This is a genomic window from Tahibacter aquaticus, from assembly GCF_004363655.1.
In the GTDB taxonomy this organism is placed as follows: Bacteria; Pseudomonadota; Gammaproteobacteria; order Xanthomonadales; family Rhodanobacteraceae; genus Tahibacter; species Tahibacter aquaticus.
In genome coordinates, this window is sequence record NZ_SNZH01000001.1 from 467,112 (window position 1) to 483,029 (window position 15,918).

The 15,918-nt window shown below is 67.9% G+C and carries 18 protein-coding genes and 1 other RNA gene; 6 read left to right on the forward strand and 13 right to left on the reverse strand.

What is annotated here, in order from left to right:
- Window positions 1-27: 27 nt before the first annotated feature.
- From DFR29_RS01860 to pdxR, 6 genes are all read right to left on the reverse strand, one after another.
- Window positions 28-285, reverse strand: a complete 258-nt coding sequence (locus DFR29_RS01860) for a DUF3297 family protein (RefSeq protein ID WP_133816846.1) — start codon at window positions 283-285, stop codon at window positions 28-30.
- A 31-nt stretch (window positions 286-316) separates the two neighbouring features.
- Entirely contained in the window at window positions 317-1,327 is a 1,011-nt protein-coding gene (locus DFR29_RS01865; protein ID WP_133816847.1) for a 2-dehydropantoate 2-reductase, read from the reverse strand.
- A gap of 13 nt (window positions 1,328-1,340) precedes the next feature.
- Entirely contained in the window at window positions 1,341-2,174 is an 834-nt protein-coding gene (fghA, locus tag DFR29_RS01870) for an S-formylglutathione hydrolase (protein ID WP_133816848.1), read from the reverse strand.
- A gap of 11 nt (window positions 2,175-2,185) precedes the next feature.
- Window positions 2,186-3,295 carry an S-(hydroxymethyl)glutathione dehydrogenase/class III alcohol dehydrogenase gene (locus DFR29_RS01875; RefSeq protein ID WP_133816849.1) on the reverse strand — a complete coding sequence of 370 codons (1,110 nt, stop codon included), beginning with the start codon at window positions 3,293-3,295 and terminating at the stop codon, window positions 2,186-2,188.
- 69 nt (window positions 3,296-3,364) lie between these two features.
- On the reverse strand, window positions 3,365-3,640 hold the full coding sequence (gene frmR, locus DFR29_RS01880; RefSeq protein WP_133816850.1) for a formaldehyde-responsive transcriptional repressor FrmR: 276 nt from the start codon (window positions 3,638-3,640) through the stop codon (window positions 3,365-3,367).
- An 82-nt stretch (window positions 3,641-3,722) separates the two neighbouring features.
- Window positions 3,723-5,156 (reverse strand): MocR-like pyridoxine biosynthesis transcription factor PdxR, encoded by a 1,434-nt coding sequence (pdxR, locus tag DFR29_RS01885; protein ID WP_133816851.1) that lies wholly within the window; start codon window positions 5,154-5,156, stop codon window positions 3,723-3,725.
- A 113-nt stretch (window positions 5,157-5,269) separates the two neighbouring features.
- Here pdxR and DFR29_RS01890 point away from each other — a divergent pair, with 113 nt between their 5' ends.
- Window positions 5,270-5,950: a glutathione S-transferase N-terminal domain-containing protein gene (locus DFR29_RS01890; protein ID WP_133816852.1), complete on the forward strand. Its 681-nt coding sequence runs from the start codon at window positions 5,270-5,272 to the stop codon at window positions 5,948-5,950.
- Window positions 5,951-6,103: 153 nt separating this feature from the next.
- Here DFR29_RS01890 and rnpB read toward each other — a convergent pair.
- Window positions 6,104-6,470, reverse strand: an RNA gene (gene rnpB, locus DFR29_RS01895) — RNase P RNA component class A.
- A 114-nt stretch (window positions 6,471-6,584) separates the two neighbouring features.
- Entirely contained in the window at window positions 6,585-7,409 is an 825-nt protein-coding gene (gene rsmI, locus DFR29_RS01900) for a 16S rRNA (cytidine(1402)-2'-O)-methyltransferase (protein ID WP_133816853.1), read from the reverse strand.
- A gap of 92 nt (window positions 7,410-7,501) precedes the next feature.
- Between rsmI and DFR29_RS01905 the strand changes: the two genes are divergently transcribed.
- The 5 genes from DFR29_RS01905 (at window position 7,502) to DFR29_RS01925 (ending at window position 12,223) form a co-directional block, all read left to right on the forward strand.
- Complete coding sequence (locus DFR29_RS01905; protein WP_166653810.1) at window positions 7,502-9,274, forward strand: penicillin-binding protein activator; 1,773 nt, start codon at window positions 7,502-7,504, stop codon at window positions 9,272-9,274.
- A complete protein-coding gene (locus DFR29_RS01910; RefSeq protein ID WP_133816855.1) occupies window positions 9,274-9,630 on the forward strand; it encodes a YraN family protein in 357 nt (118 codons plus the stop codon). Before DFR29_RS01905 ends, DFR29_RS01910 begins: the two co-directional genes overlap by 1 nt.
- Before the next feature lie 188 nt (window positions 9,631-9,818).
- Window positions 9,819-10,388, forward strand: coding sequence for a BON domain-containing protein (locus tag DFR29_RS01915; protein WP_166653811.1), 570 nt, complete (start codon window positions 9,819-9,821; stop codon window positions 10,386-10,388).
- 4 nt (window positions 10,389-10,392) lie between these two features.
- Complete coding sequence (locus DFR29_RS01920; RefSeq protein ID WP_243745928.1) at window positions 10,393-11,787, forward strand: FAD-binding oxidoreductase; 1,395 nt, start codon at window positions 10,393-10,395, stop codon at window positions 11,785-11,787.
- Complete coding sequence (locus DFR29_RS01925) at window positions 11,780-12,223, forward strand: DUF4019 domain-containing protein (protein WP_166653812.1); 444 nt, start codon at window positions 11,780-11,782, stop codon at window positions 12,221-12,223. The genes DFR29_RS01920 and DFR29_RS01925 overlap by 8 nt, the downstream gene beginning before the upstream one ends.
- A 19-nt stretch (window positions 12,224-12,242) precedes the next feature.
- Here DFR29_RS01925 and DFR29_RS01930 read toward each other — a convergent pair whose 3' ends face one another.
- The 5 genes from DFR29_RS01930 to ribB form a co-directional block, all read right to left on the reverse strand.
- Window positions 12,243-12,734, reverse strand: a complete 492-nt coding sequence (locus tag DFR29_RS01930) for a phosphatidylglycerophosphatase A family protein (protein WP_243745929.1) — start codon at window positions 12,732-12,734, stop codon at window positions 12,243-12,245.
- Complete coding sequence (thiL, locus tag DFR29_RS01935) at window positions 12,731-13,705, reverse strand: thiamine-phosphate kinase (RefSeq protein WP_133816859.1); 975 nt, start codon at window positions 13,703-13,705, stop codon at window positions 12,731-12,733. The genes DFR29_RS01930 and thiL overlap by 4 nt, the downstream gene beginning before the upstream one ends.
- A 5-nt stretch (window positions 13,706-13,710) precedes the next feature.
- A complete protein-coding gene (gene nusB / locus DFR29_RS01940) occupies window positions 13,711-14,166 on the reverse strand; it encodes a transcription antitermination factor NusB (protein WP_133816860.1) in 456 nt (151 codons plus the stop codon).
- Entirely contained in the window at window positions 14,163-14,627 is a 465-nt protein-coding gene (gene ribH, locus DFR29_RS01945; protein ID WP_133816861.1) for a 6,7-dimethyl-8-ribityllumazine synthase, read from the reverse strand. The genes nusB and ribH overlap by 4 nt, the downstream gene beginning before the upstream one ends.
- A 101-nt stretch (window positions 14,628-14,728) precedes the next feature.
- The gene (ribB, locus tag DFR29_RS01950) at window positions 14,729-15,823 is read right to left on the reverse strand and encodes a 3,4-dihydroxy-2-butanone-4-phosphate synthase (protein ID WP_133816862.1); all 1,095 of its coding nucleotides are present in this window, start codon (window positions 15,821-15,823) and stop codon (window positions 14,729-14,731) included.
- Between the last annotated feature and the right edge of the window lie 95 nt (window positions 15,824-15,918).

The following is a 15,918-nucleotide window of genomic DNA, read 5'->3' on the forward strand; positions in this document are numbered from 1 at the left end:
CATTCAGTGCGGGCTGCGCTGGCTAAATCAGGCTTCCGCTTCCGGCTCGGGATCGCGGAAATAGGCGACTACCTCGCCCTTGATCTTGATCGTCATCGGATTGCCGCGGCGATCGCGTGCCTTGCCTGCCGGCACGCGCACCCAGCCTTCGCTGACGCAGTATTCCTCGACATCCTGGCGTTCCTTGCCGTTGAGGCGGATGCCGATGCCGCGCTCCAGCGCAGCGGCATCGTGGAAACGGCTGCGCGGGTCGGAGTCGAGCCGGTCGGGAGGGGTATCGCTCATGGCGGGAAAATCCTGGCTGCAAAGGCGCGCATCATAAAGCAGCTGTCAGCGCCGCCAGCAATTCCGCCCCGCTCCACTCGCGCCGGCCGCCCTGCTCGGCCGCGTGCATGAGTTCGACCAGCCGCGCATTCACCGGCGCACTGCGGCCCAGGCTTTGCGCCAGGGCAACGATTTCGCCGTTGATCCAGTCCACTTCGGTCGCGCGCTGCGCCTGCAGGTCTTCCCACATCGACGAGCGCGCCAGCGGATCGATCGCCAGCATACGCCGGGCAACGATGCCGAACAGCAGGTCTGGCAGTTGCAGCACGCGGGGCAGCCAGGCTGGCGGCAGCGCCGTCAGCCGGGCCGGTGCGACAGCCGCCTGCTGCAGCAAGGCCAGCCCTTCGCGCTGGGCCAGCGCCAGGCAGCGCCGGTAGGCGCGCTGCGACAGCTGCGTCTTCAGCGGCAGGTTGGACAGCGCATTAATGGGGTTGTTGAGATTGAGCAGCAGTTTGCCCCATTGCACCGCAGGCAGGTCGGCCGGCTGCCGCAACGGCAGGCCGGCGCGCTCGAACTCGGCCAGGAACGGCGCCAGGCGCACGTGCGCCTCGACTTCCAGCTCGCCCTCGGTGCCCTGGTGGAAACGGCCTTCGCCTCGCTGCAGCACATTGAACGGCACCATGCCGCCCAGCACTGTCTGCGCCTGCAGATGCTGGCGCAGTCGCTGCGCGTTGCCCAGGCCGTTCTGCAGGCTGACGACGACAGCCTGCGCATCGAGTACGCGGGCCAGCTCCTCGCCAGCGGCCAGCGTCGCCGCCGATTTCACCGTCACCAGTACCAGCTGCGCCTGCGTCGCCGCAGTGACAGAAGTTGCAATGTTTATTTGTGCAGGATGCTGCGACCAGCTGCCGCCGCGATAGTCGCTCAGGTGCAGGCCGTGGCGCGCAATCTCCCGCGCCAAACGTTCGCGCCCGATCAGCACCACATCGGCGCCGGCCGCCGCCAGGCGGCCACCGACGTAGCAGCCGATGCTGCCCGCTCCCATCACTGCGATGCGCGCCATCGATGTCTCCTGGCTATTTCGCCTGCAAGGCCTGGGCGTGATGTGCCATGTGTTCGGCGAGGAAGCTGGCGATGAAGTAGTAGCTGTGGTCGTAGCCCTCGCGCCGGCGCAGCAGCAACGGATGGGCCTGGGCGTCGCAGGCCTGCTCGAGCAGTTCCGGCTGCAGCTCGCGAGTCAGGAATTCGTCGGCGCCCCCCTGGTCGACCAGTAGCGGCAGGCGCTCGCGCGCCGTGGCGATCAGCTCGCAGGCATCCCATTCACGCCAGTGCTCGCGCTGCTCGCCCAGATACGCAGCAAATGCCTTCTGTCCCCAGGGCACGCGGCTGGGCGCGACGATGGGCGAGAACGCCGACACGCTGCGATAGCGCCCGGGATTGCGCAATGCCACAACCAGGGCGCCATGGCCGCCCATGGAATGCCCACTGACCGAGCGCAGCCCAGTGGCGGGAAACTGCCGTTCGACCAGCGCCGGCAGCTCGTCGACCACGTAGTCGTGCATGCGGTAGTGCGACGCCCAGGGCGCCTGCGTCGCATTGAGGTAGAAGCCCGCGCCCTGGCCCAGGTCGTAGCTGTCGGCATTCGCCACGCCCTCGCCGCGCGGGCTGGTATCCGGCGCGACCACGATCAGGCCGTGCGCCGCGGCATGCTGCTGAATGCCCGACTTGGTGATGAAGTTCTGCTCGTTGCAGGTCAGCCCGCTGAGCCAGTAAAGCACGGGGCAAGGCCCCAGCTGCAGCTGCGGCGGCAGGTAGACGCCGAAACGCATGCTGCAGCCGAGCACGCGCGATTCGTGCTGCCACACTTCCTGCACGCCGCCGTAGCTCGCATGCGATTCGATACGCTGCATGAACAGCTCCGTCAGAAGTGGATAACCGTACGAATGGACTTGCCTTCGTGCATCAGGTCGAAGGCTTCGTTGATGCGTTCCAGCGGCAGGGTATGCGTGATGAAAGGATCGAGCTGGATTTCGCCGCTCATCGCCTGCTCTACCATGCCCGGCAGCTGGCTGCGGCCCTTGACGCCGCCGAAGGCGGTGCCGCGCCAGACACGCCCGGTCACGAGTTGGAACGGCCGTGTGCGGATTTCCTGGCCGGCGCCGGCCACGCCGATGATGATCGACTCGCCCCAGCCCTTGTGGCAGCACTCCAGCGCCGCGCGCATCACCTCGACATTGCCTATGCATTCGAAGCTGAAATCGACGCCGCCGTCAGTCAGCGCGACGATGACGTCCTGTACCGGCTTGTCGTGTTCCTTGGGGTTGACGCAGTCGGTCGCGCCCATCTGCCGCGCCAGCTCGAACTTGCCCGGATTGGTGTCGACCGCCAGGATGCGCCCGGCCTTGGCCTGGACCGCGCCCTGGATCACCGCCAGACCGATGCCGCCCAGGCCGAACACGGCGACACTGTCGCCGGGCTTGACCTTGGCGGTGTTGTGCACCGCGCCGATACCCGTGGTGACGCCGCAGCCCAGCAGGCAGACCTTCTCCAGCGGCGCCTGCGGATTCACCTTGGCCAGGGAGATTTCCGGCACGACGGTGTACTCGCTGAAGGTGCTGCAGCCCATGTAGTGGTAGATCGGCTGGCCATTGTAGGAAAAGCGCGTGCTGCCGTCGGGCATCAGCCCCTTGCCCTGGGTTGCGCGCACGGCCTGGCACAGGTTTGTTTTTCCAGATTTGCAGAATTTACATTCGCGGCATTCCGCCGTATACAGCGGAATGACATGGTCGCCGGGCTTGAGGCTGGTCACGCCCTCGCCGATCTCGACCACCACGCCGCCGCCTTCATGGCCGAGCACGGCGGGAAAGATGCCTTCGGGATCGTCGCCGCTCAGGGTGAAGGCATCGGTATGACAGACGCCGGTGGCGCTGATCCTGACCAGCACTTCGCCTTTGCGTGGCGGCTCCACATCGATCTCGACGACCTGCAGCGGCTGGCCTGCGGCGAAAGCGACAGCGGCACGACTCTTCATGACGGACTCCTGCAAAAAGAATGACAATAGAAAAAGCCGGCGCCGCGACAGCAGCCGCGGCGCGCGAATTCACTTGAGGTAGGAACGCAGCAGCGCGACCACGTCGTCGACGCGCTGCCCGCGCTGTTGCGCCGATGCGGCGGGCTGGCCGAGTTCCTCGCGCAGATGGCTTTCCAGCACCTGGCCCATCAGGCCGTTGACCGCGCCGCGCAGCGCGGCAATCTGCTGCAGCACCGCAGCGCACTCGGCGCCCTGCTGCAGCGCGCGCTCCAGCGCCTCGAGCTGGCCGCGCATGCGCCCTACCCGGGCCAGCACGCGCTTCTTCTCAGCCGGCGTATGCGGCATGGGTCGGCTCCGTAGTTACCATACTGGGGTACAGTATCCATCGGGGCGGAAAAAGAAAAGCCCGCGACGGCGGGCACTACCGTCAGCCCAGCTGCCACAGCCGGCGCAACTGCGCCAGCGCCGGCCCTATGCGCGCCACGTCGGCCACGCCGAAACCGAACACCAGGCCGGCACGGCCGGCTCGCGCCAGCTGGAAACGGTGCAAGGTCGCAACACCGGCCGCATTCGGCGCCGTGCGCGCCAGCCAGGCCGGCGGCACTGTTCCTTTTTCCAGTTGTGCCGAAAGATGCAGGCCGGCCTGGGCCGGCAGCACCTGCAGCAGGCCGCCGAATTCGCGCTGCAGTCCCTGCAGCAAGGCGTTGCGCCGCTGCGCATAGACCGGCTGCATGCGCCGCACATGCCGCGCCAGGTGGCCTTCGGCGATGAACGCGGCCAGGGTGTCCTGGGCCAGCACATTGGCGTGGGAATCGCAGTCATGCCGGGCCGCGACCAGGGCCGCGCGCGCCCAGGCAGGGCTGGCCACGTAGCCCAGGCGCAGAGCCGGGAACAGGCTCTTGGAAAAGGTGCCGACGTAAAACACGCGCTCGCCGCCGTCGAGGGTCTGCAGCGCTTCCAGCGGACGCTCCCCGTAGCGGAATTCGCCGTCGTAGTCGTCCTCGACGATCAGCGCATCCTGCTGCCGCGCCCAGGCCAGCAAGTCCTTGCGCCGCTGCGGCGACATGGCACAGCCCAGCGGAAACTGGTGCGAAGGCGTGACGCAGACCAGGCGCACGCCCTTGGGCAGGCGCTCTACCTGCAAACCCTCGGCGTCCACGCGCACCGGCACCAGTTCGGCGCCGGCGGCAGCGAAGGCAGCGCGCAGCGGCGGGTAGCCGGGCTCTTCCACCGCGACACGGGTCTTACCCGGCGTCACCAGCACGCGCGCGAGCAGATCGAAGGCCTGCTGCGCGCCCGAGGTCACCACAATATCCTCGGCGCGGCAGGCCACGGCCCGGGCAAAAGCCACGTGGTGGGCAATCGCTTCGCGCAGCGCCGGGCAGCCGTCGGCGCCGGCGTAGTGCACGGGCTCGCGCGCGAACTGGCGCAGGCAGCGCGCGCCGAGACGGCGCCAGATGTCGAACGGCAGGTGCTGCAGTTCCGGTACGCCCAGGCGGAACAGCCCGCTGGACGCCGACTCCGCCGGCACTGCAGCGCGCGCCCGCGCCGTCAGGTGGCGGCGGCCCAGCGCAGCCGACAGGGCCGGCGCACGTGCTGCGGGCAACCCTTCCACCACCTGGATGCCGCTGGCGCGGCGCGCCCGCAGATAGCCTTCGCTGAGCAGCAGATCGTAGACAGCCACCGCGGTATTGCGCGAAATGCCCAGCGAGCGCGCCACCGCGCGGCTGGACGGCAGACGCTGGCCCGGCTGCAGGCGGCCTTCCAATATGGCGGCGCGCAACTGCGCATGCAGCGTGCGCAGCAGCTGGCGCGAGCCGGGTGCGGGCAGGCGCAGTTCGAACGCAAAAACTGGATCCATGCAGTTGGCCATTCCTGGCGCTGGCGACAGGCCAGATGAAACCGCTAGTGTGAGCCCCGGTCAATCTGCCCTTGCGACAGATGGCCGAACCGCCACGCCAACCGGAGCCACGCATGATCGACCTGTACTACTGGGGCACGCCCAACGGCTTCAAGCCGCGCCTGATGCTGGAAGAGACCGGACTGGACTACCGCATCGTGCCGGTGAATATCGGCAAGGGCGAGCAGTTCCGGCCGGAATTCCTCGCCTTCGCGCCGAACAACCGCATACCGGCGCTGATCGACCACGATCCCCTCGGCGGCGGCGAACCCATCGCCCTGTTCGAGTCGGGCGCACTGCTGCAGTACCTGGCCGAGAAAAGCGGCCGCTTCCTGCCCAGCGACCTGCGCCAGCGTTTCGAGGTAATGCAGTGGCTGTACTGGCAGGTCGGCGGCCTCGGCCCCATGGCCGGGCAAAATGGACATTTTCGCGTCTACGCGCCGGAACCGGTACCGTACGCGATCGACCGCTATACGCGCGAGACGGCGCGCCTGTACGGCGTGCTGGACAAGCGCCTGGCCGGGCGCGAATTCATCGTCGGCGACTATTCCATCGCCGACATGGCCTGCTATCCGTGGATCGTGCCGCACGAAGCGCATGCGCAGAATCTGGACGATTTTCCGCATCTGCTGCGCTGGTACGAAGCGATACGCGCGCGGCCGGCAACACAGCGAGCCTACGACGGTTCGACCGCGTCGTATTCCAAGGCCAATCCGCTCAGCGACGAGGCGCGCAAGGCCCTGTTCAACCGATAGGGCGCGATGAGCAAAGCGAATTGCGTCAAAGGACTTGCGACACCAGCGGGGTTTGATGCCTTGCGCTGCAAATCGCTGGCGCTGATCGCACCCTGCGCAATGCGCGAGGCATTTGCGCAAGGCGCCCACGCAACACAAACTGCACAACGATAAAAGCGGAGTCGGCCGATAAGCCGGGTCTTGTATCCCTTGCGGGACGACAGTCATTCCTCTAGGCCTGACGTCGCCGTCAGGCTCAAGCAACCAACCCGGGAACGACGCGGGCAGCGTCATAGTCCCCCTATTCGGTCTTGCTCCAGGTGGGGTTTACCGTGCCCTGCGGCGTTAGCCCCGCAGGCGGTGCGCTCTTACCGCACCGTTTCACCCTTACCACGCATGCCGTTGCCGGCACCGTTCGGCGGTTTGCTTTCTGTTGCACTGGCCGTCGGTTCGCACCGCCCAGGCGTTACCTGGCACCTTGCCCTATGGAGCCCGGACTTTCCTCGCCGCATTGCTGCGCCGCGACTGTCTGGCCGACTCCGCCGCGCAGTGTAGGGCAGCAGGCGTGAAATAGGGAGCGAATCATGTCAGATCACATCGCACCGGCCGCGCCCTTCGTCGCGGCGCCGGCAGCGGGCCTGTCGATCGAGTCCACTCATTCGCTCTTGTAGAGATCCTTGCGCGGCGCACCGGTGATCGCGGCAGCCAGCTTGGCCGCACGTGCCGGCGGCAGCTCTTCGCGCAGCAGGGCGAATACGCGGCGGCCTTCGGCGAGGCGTGCGTCTTCCTGCTCGGGCCGGCCACCGATCAGCAGCACGAACTCGCCGCGCTCCTGGTTGGGGTCGGCCGCAACCCGCGCAATCAGCTCGGAAATACTGCCGTCGAGCACGGTTTCGAACAGCTTGGTCAGCTCGCGCGCGAGCACGGCCGGCCGCTCGGCGCCGAGCACCGCAGCCATGTCGTCGAGGCATTCGCGCACGCGGTGACTGGATTCGTACAGCACCACGGTACGGCTTTCGCTGGCAAGCTCAGCCAGGCGTTCGCGCCGCGCCGCCGCCTTGGCCGGCAGGAAGCCTTCGAACACGAAACGATCGCTGGGCAGGCCCGCCACCGACAAGGCCGCAATCGCCGCGCAGGCGCCGGGTATGGGAGAGACCGCAATGCCGGCCGCGCGCGCGGCGCGCACCAGGCGGAAGCCCGGATCGCTGACCAAGGGCGTGCCGGCGTCGGAAATCAGGCCGATCTCTTCGCCGGCCAGCATGCGTGCGACCAGGCGGTCGGCCTCGTCGCGTTCGTTGTGCTCGTGCAGGGCAACCAGGCGCGTACCGATGCCGAAGCGCGCCAGCAGCGGCGCGCTATGGCGCGTGTCCTCGGCGGCGATCAGGCTGACCCGGCGCAACACATCCTGGGCGCGCGGGGAAAAATCCTCGAGATTGCCGATCGGCGTTGCCACTACCCACAGGCGTCCGGTCTTGTCCATGCGCGCCACCTCCTTGCCCCGCCGGCGCGGTCGCGCCGGTGCTATCCGCTATCATCGCAGCATTGCCCGGTGGTACGGATGCTGATATGCGCGTGAACCTGCGACCAATCCTGCTTTGTCTGCTGCTGGCCAGCCTTGGCGGCTGCGCCACCATGGAAGTGGCGCCGAGCGCGCGCACAGCGCAGACGGCCAGTGCCGATGAATTGTTCGAACGCGGCGAATTCCGCGCCGCCGCGACGGCCTATGTGGAGCTGGCCAAGGCCGACTCCAGCGCCCGCGGCCACTACCGCCTGCGCGCCGCCGAGGCATTGCGCGAGGAGGGCGACCTCACCGCTGCCGCGGAAATTCTCGACAGCGTGCGGCGCAAGCGCCTGGTCGGCGAAGACGCCTACCGCTACGACCTGCTCAGTGCCGAGCTGGCCCTGGTCGCGCAGAAACCCGAAGAAGCGCTGGCCCTGCTCGCCCTGCCCGACTCGGCCCTGCCGCCGACCCTGGTACTGCGCCGGCTGGAACTGACCGCCCGCGCACAGCAGGCCTCCGGCGACCGCTTTGCCGCCGCCCGCACGCGCGCCGTGCTGGATCGTTCGCTGGAAGGCCCGGACCGGGAAAACAACCGCCGCGAAATCGTCGAGACCCTGGCCGCACTCGACGCTGCCACGCTCAAGCAGCGCGGTGCCGAACTACCGCCGACCGACCTGCTGCGGCCCTGGGTGGAACGCACACTGCGCCGCCAGGGCCAGGTACTGCCGCTGGCACTGCAGCGGCCCAGCCGACCGGTCGGCACCTTGCAGCCCGACAGCAACGAGCGCTGGACCCGCGAGGGCTACCACGCCGCGCGCCGGGTCGCCCTGCTGCTGCCCTCCAGCGGCGCACTGAAGAACGCCGCCGCAGCGATACGCGACGGCTTCTTCGCCGCCTGGTTCAACGACGCCGCCACCGGCGCGGAACGCGGCGAAGTCAAAATATACGATAGTGGACAAAGCGCCGAAGATTCGCTCAAGGCCTATCAGCAGGCGGTCGCCGACGGCGCCGAGCGCGTCATCGGCCCGCTCACGCGCGAGGCTGTAGGCCTGCTGTTCGAACAGGGCCGCCTGCCGGTGCCGGTACTGGCCTTGAACCAGTCCGACAACGGCGCCACGCCACCGCCCGGCAGTGTCGCCTTCGGCCTGCTGCCCGATGCCGAAGGCGCCCAGGCAGCCGAACGCATGGCATCGCTGGGCATCAAGGAAGCCGCCGTCATCGCCGCCACCGACGACTGGGCCGAGCGCGCCGCGCTGGCCTTCCGCGCCCAGTTCGAAAGCCTGGGCGGCGCGGTGATCGGCGAGGCACGCATCAAGGAAGGCGAGGTGAATTACAGCGGTGTTATCCGCCAGGCCGTCGGCGCCTTCGCCACCGCCTCGAATGCCGCCGTATTCATCAGCATGCGCCCGCAACAGGCGCGCCTGCTGATGCCGCAGCTGAAACTGGCCGGCGTCAGCGTGCCGGTACTGGCCAGTTCGCATGTCTATTCCGGATCGCTCAATGCAGGGCTGGACCGCGACCTGGAAGGACTGGAATTCTGCGACGCACCCTGGCTGTTCGACGCCAGTGCCGGGCTGCCGCCGCGCGACCAGATCGTGCGCGCCATCGACTCTGCCCGTGGCGCCGGCGCGCGCCTGTTCGCGCTGGGCCTGGATGCGTATGCGCTGATGCCGTACATGGACTGGCTGGGCACACACCCGGACAGCTATCTGCCCGGCGCTACCGGCCAGCTGGCCTCCGACAGTTTCGGCCGCGTACACCGCCTGCTGAGCTGGATCCGCTTCGAGAATGGCGTAGCCAGGCCGGTATCCGGCCTGACCCTTGGCGAGAGCCGGATGCCCTGATGCGCTCTGTCGGCACGCAGTGGGAGCAGGCCGCACAGGCCGAACTGGAACGCGCCGGGCTTCGGCTGATCGCGCGCAACTGGCATTGCCACTACGGCGAGCTGGACTTGGTCATGCGCGAAGGCGATGTACTGGTCTTCGTCGAAGTGCGCTACCGCGATGCCGCGGCCAGCGCCGACGGCACCGATTCGATCAGCCCGGCCAAACAGCGCAAGCTGATACGCACCGCCGACATGTTCCTTGCCGCGCATCCCGATTTCGCCAACCACACCTGCCGCTTCGACAGCATTGCCTACAGCGGCTGTATCGAAAAACCGCAATGTCGCTGGGAACGCGCAGCGTTCGATGCTTTCTAGGAATGACAACGCGCAGCGTTCGATGCTTTCCAGGAATGACAACGCGCAGCGTTCGATGCTTCCCGGGAACGACAACGCGCGGGGTTCGATGCTTTCCAGGAACGACAGCGCGCCGCCTTCGACGCATTTCAGATGACCGGAACGCGCTGCGTCCGATGCCTACCCAGAGGAAGCGAATGATTCGACCAATGCGCACCATCTTGCTTGCGACCCTTGCCGCCGCGCTGCTGTCGGGTTGCGTCGCCGCCGTCGTCGGCGGCACTGCAGCCGGCGTAGGCCACGACCGGCGCAGCTGGACCACGGTCATCGGCGACCGCAACATCCAGGCAACCGCCTACGACAACTACAACAAGGACAAAGAGCTGGCGCTGAAGAACAACGTATCCATCGTTGTCTACAACGGCGTGATGCTGCTGGTGGGCGAAGTGCGTACGGCGGAACTGAAACAGCGCGCCGAACGCCGCGTCAGCGGCTACGACGGCGTGCGCAAGCTGGTCAACGAAATCGAGGTGCGCGAGCCCGAAGGCTTTCTCTCCCAGCGCCGCGACAATACCATTACTGCACATGTGAAAACTGCGCTGCTCGATATTGTCGACCTGCCGGGCTTCGATCCGACCCGGGTGAACATCACCACGGCACATCGCACGGTCTACATCATGGGCCTGCTCAGCCGCGACGAGGCCGAACGCGTGGCCGAGATCGCGCGCAATGTATCGGGCGTGGAGAAAGTCGTGCGCGTGCTGGAATACCAGGACTGACACGGTGAGCCTGGCGGCATCGCTCGCGGGCGAACTCGAAGCGCTGTTTCCCGACGCGTTGATCACCGACCGCGCCGGATGCCTGGTCTACGGCTACGACAATTCGCGCCGCCAGGCCATGCCCGACGCAGTGGTCTTTCCCCAGCGGCACGAGCAGGTCGTCGCGCTGGTACAGGCCTGCCTGCGCGAGCGCACGCCGCTGATTGCGCGCGGCCGCGGCACCAATACCACCGGCGCGACGGTGCCGGTCGCCGGCGGCGTGGTCGCTTCGTTCGAACGCATGAACCGCATCCTGCGCATCGACACGGCGAATCGTTTTGCCGTGGTCGAACCGGGCGTACTCAACGGCGATCTGCAGGCCGCACTGAAACCGCTGGGGTTCTTCTGGCCGCCGGACCCGACGTCCAGCCCGTATTGCAGCATCGGTGGCAACCTCGCCTGCAATTCGGCCGGGCCGCGCGCGGTCAAATACGGTTCGCCGCGGGAGAACACCCTGGGCCTGCGCGCAGTCGCCGGCACTGGCGAGGAGTTCCGCGCCGGCTACTACACCAGCAAAGGCGCCACCGGCTACGACCTGACGCGCCTGCTGATCGGCGCCGAAGGCACGCTGGCCCTGATCACCGAAGCCACCTTGAAGCTGACGCCGCTGGCGCCGGCCAAGCGCGTGCTGCGCGCGACCTATGCCGACATCGAATCCGCCGCCGCAGCGGTATCGCGCATCATGGCCCAGCCGGTCACGCCCTGCGCACTGGAATTCCTCGACGACGAAGCCCTGCGCCTGGCGCGCCGCCATGCCGGCGAGATCATTCCCGTCGCCGGCGCCATGCTGCTGATCGAGGTCGACGGCGAGACCGATTTCCTGCCTGCCGCTGTCGACGCGGTCGCGCGCGCGGCGGCCGGCGACGGCCTGCTGGAGTGGCGCGCTGCCGCCGACGCGGCCGAAGTGGAGCAGCTGTGGGCGGCACGCAAAGCCCTGTCGCCAGCACTGCGCTCGATTGCTCCCATGAAGATCAACGAGGACGTGGTGGTGCCGGTCAGCCGCCTGCCCGAACTGATCGGCGGGCTGAAGCGTATTTCCCACAAGTACGCTATTCCCATCGTGAACTTCGGCCATGCCGGCAATGGCAATATCCACGTCAATCTGCTCTACCGGCCGGAAGATCCGGCCCAGGCCGCGGCAGCACCGGACTGCCTGGCCGCGGTGTTCGACCTGGTACTGGCGCTGGACGGCACGCTGTCGGGCGAGCACGGCATCGGCCTGGTCAAGCGCGAATTCCTGCCGCGCGCGCTCGACCCGGTTACGCTGGCATTGATGCAGCGTATCAAGGCACAGTTCGATCCTGCCGGCATACTCAATCCCGGCAAATTGCTACCCGATGGAGGAACTGCGCATGCCTAGCCACCCTGTCGTGCTTGCGCTGCTGTTGTCGCTGCTGCCTGCCCTAGCCCCGGCGGCTTCGCCGCTGCAGGAAACAGAATCGCCGCCGATGGCGGCGGCAAAAAAGTGGCTCGCCTTGCTCGACCAGGGCCAGCTGGAGCAGGCATGGAACCAGGCCGACGCCTCCCTGCGCCAGACGAACGAGCTGGGCAAATGGAGTATCGAGCTGCGCCGGCAACGGCAAAGCCAGGCCGCGGTGGAATGCCGGCGCAATCTGGAGCTGAAGGAGCTGGATAATCCTGACCGCGTCGAGATCCTGTTCCTGACCCAGTTCGACGACGGCCAGCTGGTCGGCGAGCGTATCACCGTGACCGACGGCGAAGGCAGCCAGCCCCGCGTCACCGCCTATCGCAGCGGCCCGCCACTGCCGGATCGTGGTCCGGCCTGCGAACAGTGACGCCAGCGCCAACGTCGGCTTAGGACGCGCCCCAGCCCCAGGCCGCCAGGGCCAGCAGCGCACTGGCCAATACACCGGCCAGTGCGTCGTCGAGCATCACGCCCAGGCCGCCATCGACGGCGCGGTCGGCCCAGGATACCGGCCAGGGTTTCCACACGTCGAACAGGCGAAAAAGCAAGAAACCCACAAGTATCCAGATCCAGCCGGCTGGCGCGAACGCCAGCGCGAGCCACTGGCCGACGAATTCGTCGATGACGATAAAGCCCGGGTCTTCGAGCCGGGTGCGCGCCACCACGATGCGCGACACCCATACGCCGAGCACGAACGTGGCCAGCGTAATGCCGAGATAAGCCCATAGCGGCAGCTCGCGCAGCAGCAGATACGGCAACAGGGCGGCGGCAGAGCCGACCGTGCCCGGCGCCAGCGGCGCCAGTCCGCTGCCAAAGCCGCTGGCGATCCAGCCAGCGGGATGGCTGAGTACCGCCTGGCGCTGTTCGCGCGTCATGCTCATGCGGCGAAATGCTCCCAACCGCCGCGCTGCAGGGGGATTTCCTCGCCGCCGGGACCGACCACACGCACGCCGTTGCCGGCTTCGATGGCGCCGATTTCAGTCAGGGCCAGGCCCAGCACAGAGGCCAGGCCCTGTACTGCGGCCACGGCTGCCTGCGGCACACAAAAGCACAGTTCATAGTCGTCGCCGCCGGCCAGCTGCCAGTGCAGCCGCTGCGCGGCATCGCCGACGCGGGCCAGCGCAGGCGACTGCGGCAGCTGCGCCGCGTGGACCGTTGCCGCCACGCCGCTGCGCGCAGCGATATGACCCAGGTCCTGGCGCAGGCCGTCGGAAATGTCGATCGCGGCGCTGGCAAGACCGCGCAGAGCCAGGCCCAGTTCGATCCGCGGGGTCGGCCGGTTGAGCCGCTGCATCAGATAGTCCAGATCGTCCTGCGCCGGTGCGCGCAGCAGGGCGGCAGCGAGCAGACTGGTCAAACCGGCCGCCGCGTCGCCGGGATAGCCGCTGACGAAGATGCGATCGCCCTGCCGCGCGCCGTCGCGCCGCAGGGCGGCGCCAGCGGGCACGAAGCCATGTACGGTGACGGTGATGCTGAGCGGTCCGCGCGTGGTGTCGCCGCCGACCAGGGCCAGCCGCTGCGGCTGGGCCAGTGCGGCGAAGCCGTCGCAGAACCCGGCCAGCCAGGCCGCGTCGGCGTCGGGCAGGGTCAGCGCCAGGGTGGCCCAGGCCGGCTCGGCGCCCATCGCGGCGAGATCGGACAGGTTTACCGCCAGCGCCTTCCAGCCGATGTCGAACGGCATTGTGGAAAGCGGAAAATGGATACCGGCAACCAGCGTGTCCATGCTGATCGCGAGCTGCGCGCCGGCAGGCGGCGAGAGGATGGCCGCATCGTCGCCGATGCCCAGCACCACGTCGGCGCGCGCAACGGCGCAGCGCCAGCGGATTTCGTCGATAAGGGTGAATTCACCCACGGGGTTCAGCGGCCGCGGTACTCGGGCTTGCGCCACTCGCCGGCCAGCTTGTCCAGCACGCCGTTGACGTAGGTGTGGCCATGGTCGGCGCCGAAGCGCTTGGTGGTTTCGATCGCTTCGTTGATGACGACGCGGTAGGGCACGTCAGCACGGAATTTCAGTTCGTAGGCGCCGATACGCAATACGGCGCGCTCGATCGGGTCGACCTGGGCCACTTCGCGGCCGAGGAACAGATACAGGCCGGCGTCCAGCTCGGCCAGATTGCGCTCCACACCGCGCACTAGGTCTTCGAAGTAGTCGACGTCGGCGACTTCCATGTCCTGCTCATGGCGGAACTGGTCGATCACGCCGCCGATGGCGCTGCCGGACATCTGCCAGGCGTACAAGGCCTGCAGGGCGCGGCGGCGCGCGCGCGAACGGGCGGCCAGGTCCACGCCTTCGGGTCGTCGATGGTTGTTCAAAACTTTCTCCACAAATCAATCATTTCCAGAGCGGCCAGGGCGATTTCCTCGCCCTTGTTGCCGTGCGCGCCGCCGGCCCGGGCCTGAGCGTCTTCGTGCATTTCCACCGCCAGCACGCCGTTGAGCACGGGCAGGCGGAATTCCAGTGCCACCTGCATCAGGCCCTGGGCGCAGTTGTCGGCCACGTGCTCGTAGTGGCGCGTATCGCCGCGCACGACGCAGCCGACACAGAGCAGGGCGGCATGGCGGCCGCCGATGGCCAGGCGCGCCGCGGCGACCGGAATCTCCCAGGCACCTGGCACGCGCACCACGTCGATCGCGTCGTCGGCCAGGCCATGTTCGCGCAGGGCACGCTCGGCGCCTTCGACCAGGGCATCGACAATGCGCGGATTCCAGCGGCTGGCAATGATGACGACACGGGTATCCGGGACAACGCGCAGCTCGCCGGCAATCAGGGACATGGGCGGCTCGAGGGGAACGAAGGGGGGCGCCATTCTACCTGAGCAGGCGCCGGCCTGCCCGCCCGGCCGCCGCGGCAGGCTGTGGCCTTGCGGCGGCGACGTCAGCCCGGCTCGTGGCCGACCACTTCCAGGCCGAAGCCGCCCAGGCCGACCATGCGCCGTGCCGTACCCAGCACGCGCAGGCGGCGCACGCCCAGGTCGGCCAGGATCTGCGCGCCCAGGCCGTGGCGGCGCCACTCCTGCACCGCTTCGGCCTTGCCGTCCTCGCGCGGGCGGCGGCTCAGGCGGTCGAGCAGGGTTTCTTCCTGGCCCGGCTCCGACAGCACCAGCACCACGCCGCGTTCCGCTTCGGCAATGCGGCGCAGCGCACCGGTCACGGTAAGGCCGAGATCGGCGCGCACCAGGTGCAGCACGTCGGACAGGGTATTGCGCACGTGGACCCGGGTCAGCACCGGCTCGCCGTCGTCGACCTGGCCGCGCACCAGGGCGAAATTAAGCGACTTGTTCACAATATCGCGATAGGCAACGAGGCGGAACGCGCCGAATTCGGTCTGCACCGCTTCGTCGTGTACGCGCTCGATGGTCTTCTCGGTTTCCAGGCGGTAGCGGATCAGGTCGGCGATGGTGCCGATGCGCAGGCCGTGTTTCTGCGCAAACGCCTCCAGCTCGGGCCGGCGCGCCATGCTGCCGTCATCGTGCAGTACCTCGACCAGCACGCCAGCCGGTTCCAGCCCGGCCAGGGCTGCCAGATCGCTGGCGGCTTCGGTATGGCCGGCGCGGGTCAGCACGCCGCCGGGTTGGGAGCTGAGCGGGAAAATGTGCCCAGGCTGGGACAGATCCTGCGCCTGCGCATCGGCGCGCACGGCGGTGCGCACGGTATGCGCGCGGTCGTAGGCGGAAATGCCGGTGGTGACGCCTTCGGCCGCTTCGATCGAGACGGTGAAGTTGGTGTGGTAGGGCGAGGTGTTATCCATCACCATGGGTTTGAGGCCGAGCTGGCGGCAGCGCGCCTGGGTCAGCGACAGGCAGACCAGGCCACGCGCTTCGCGCACCATGAAGTTGATGTCTTCGGGCCGCACTTTTTCCGCGGCCATGATCACGTCGCCTTCGTTCTCGCGGTCTTCGTCGTCGAGGATGACGACCATGCGGCCGGCGCGGATGTCGTCGAGGATGTCGGGAATGGTGTCGAAGGGCATGGCGGAATTCTTGATGGATGAAACGGCAGGGCCAGCGCGCAGGCCGGCGAGGGACGCAGGCCGGCGCGCATGCGCCGCCGGCCGTGCTGCGTCGG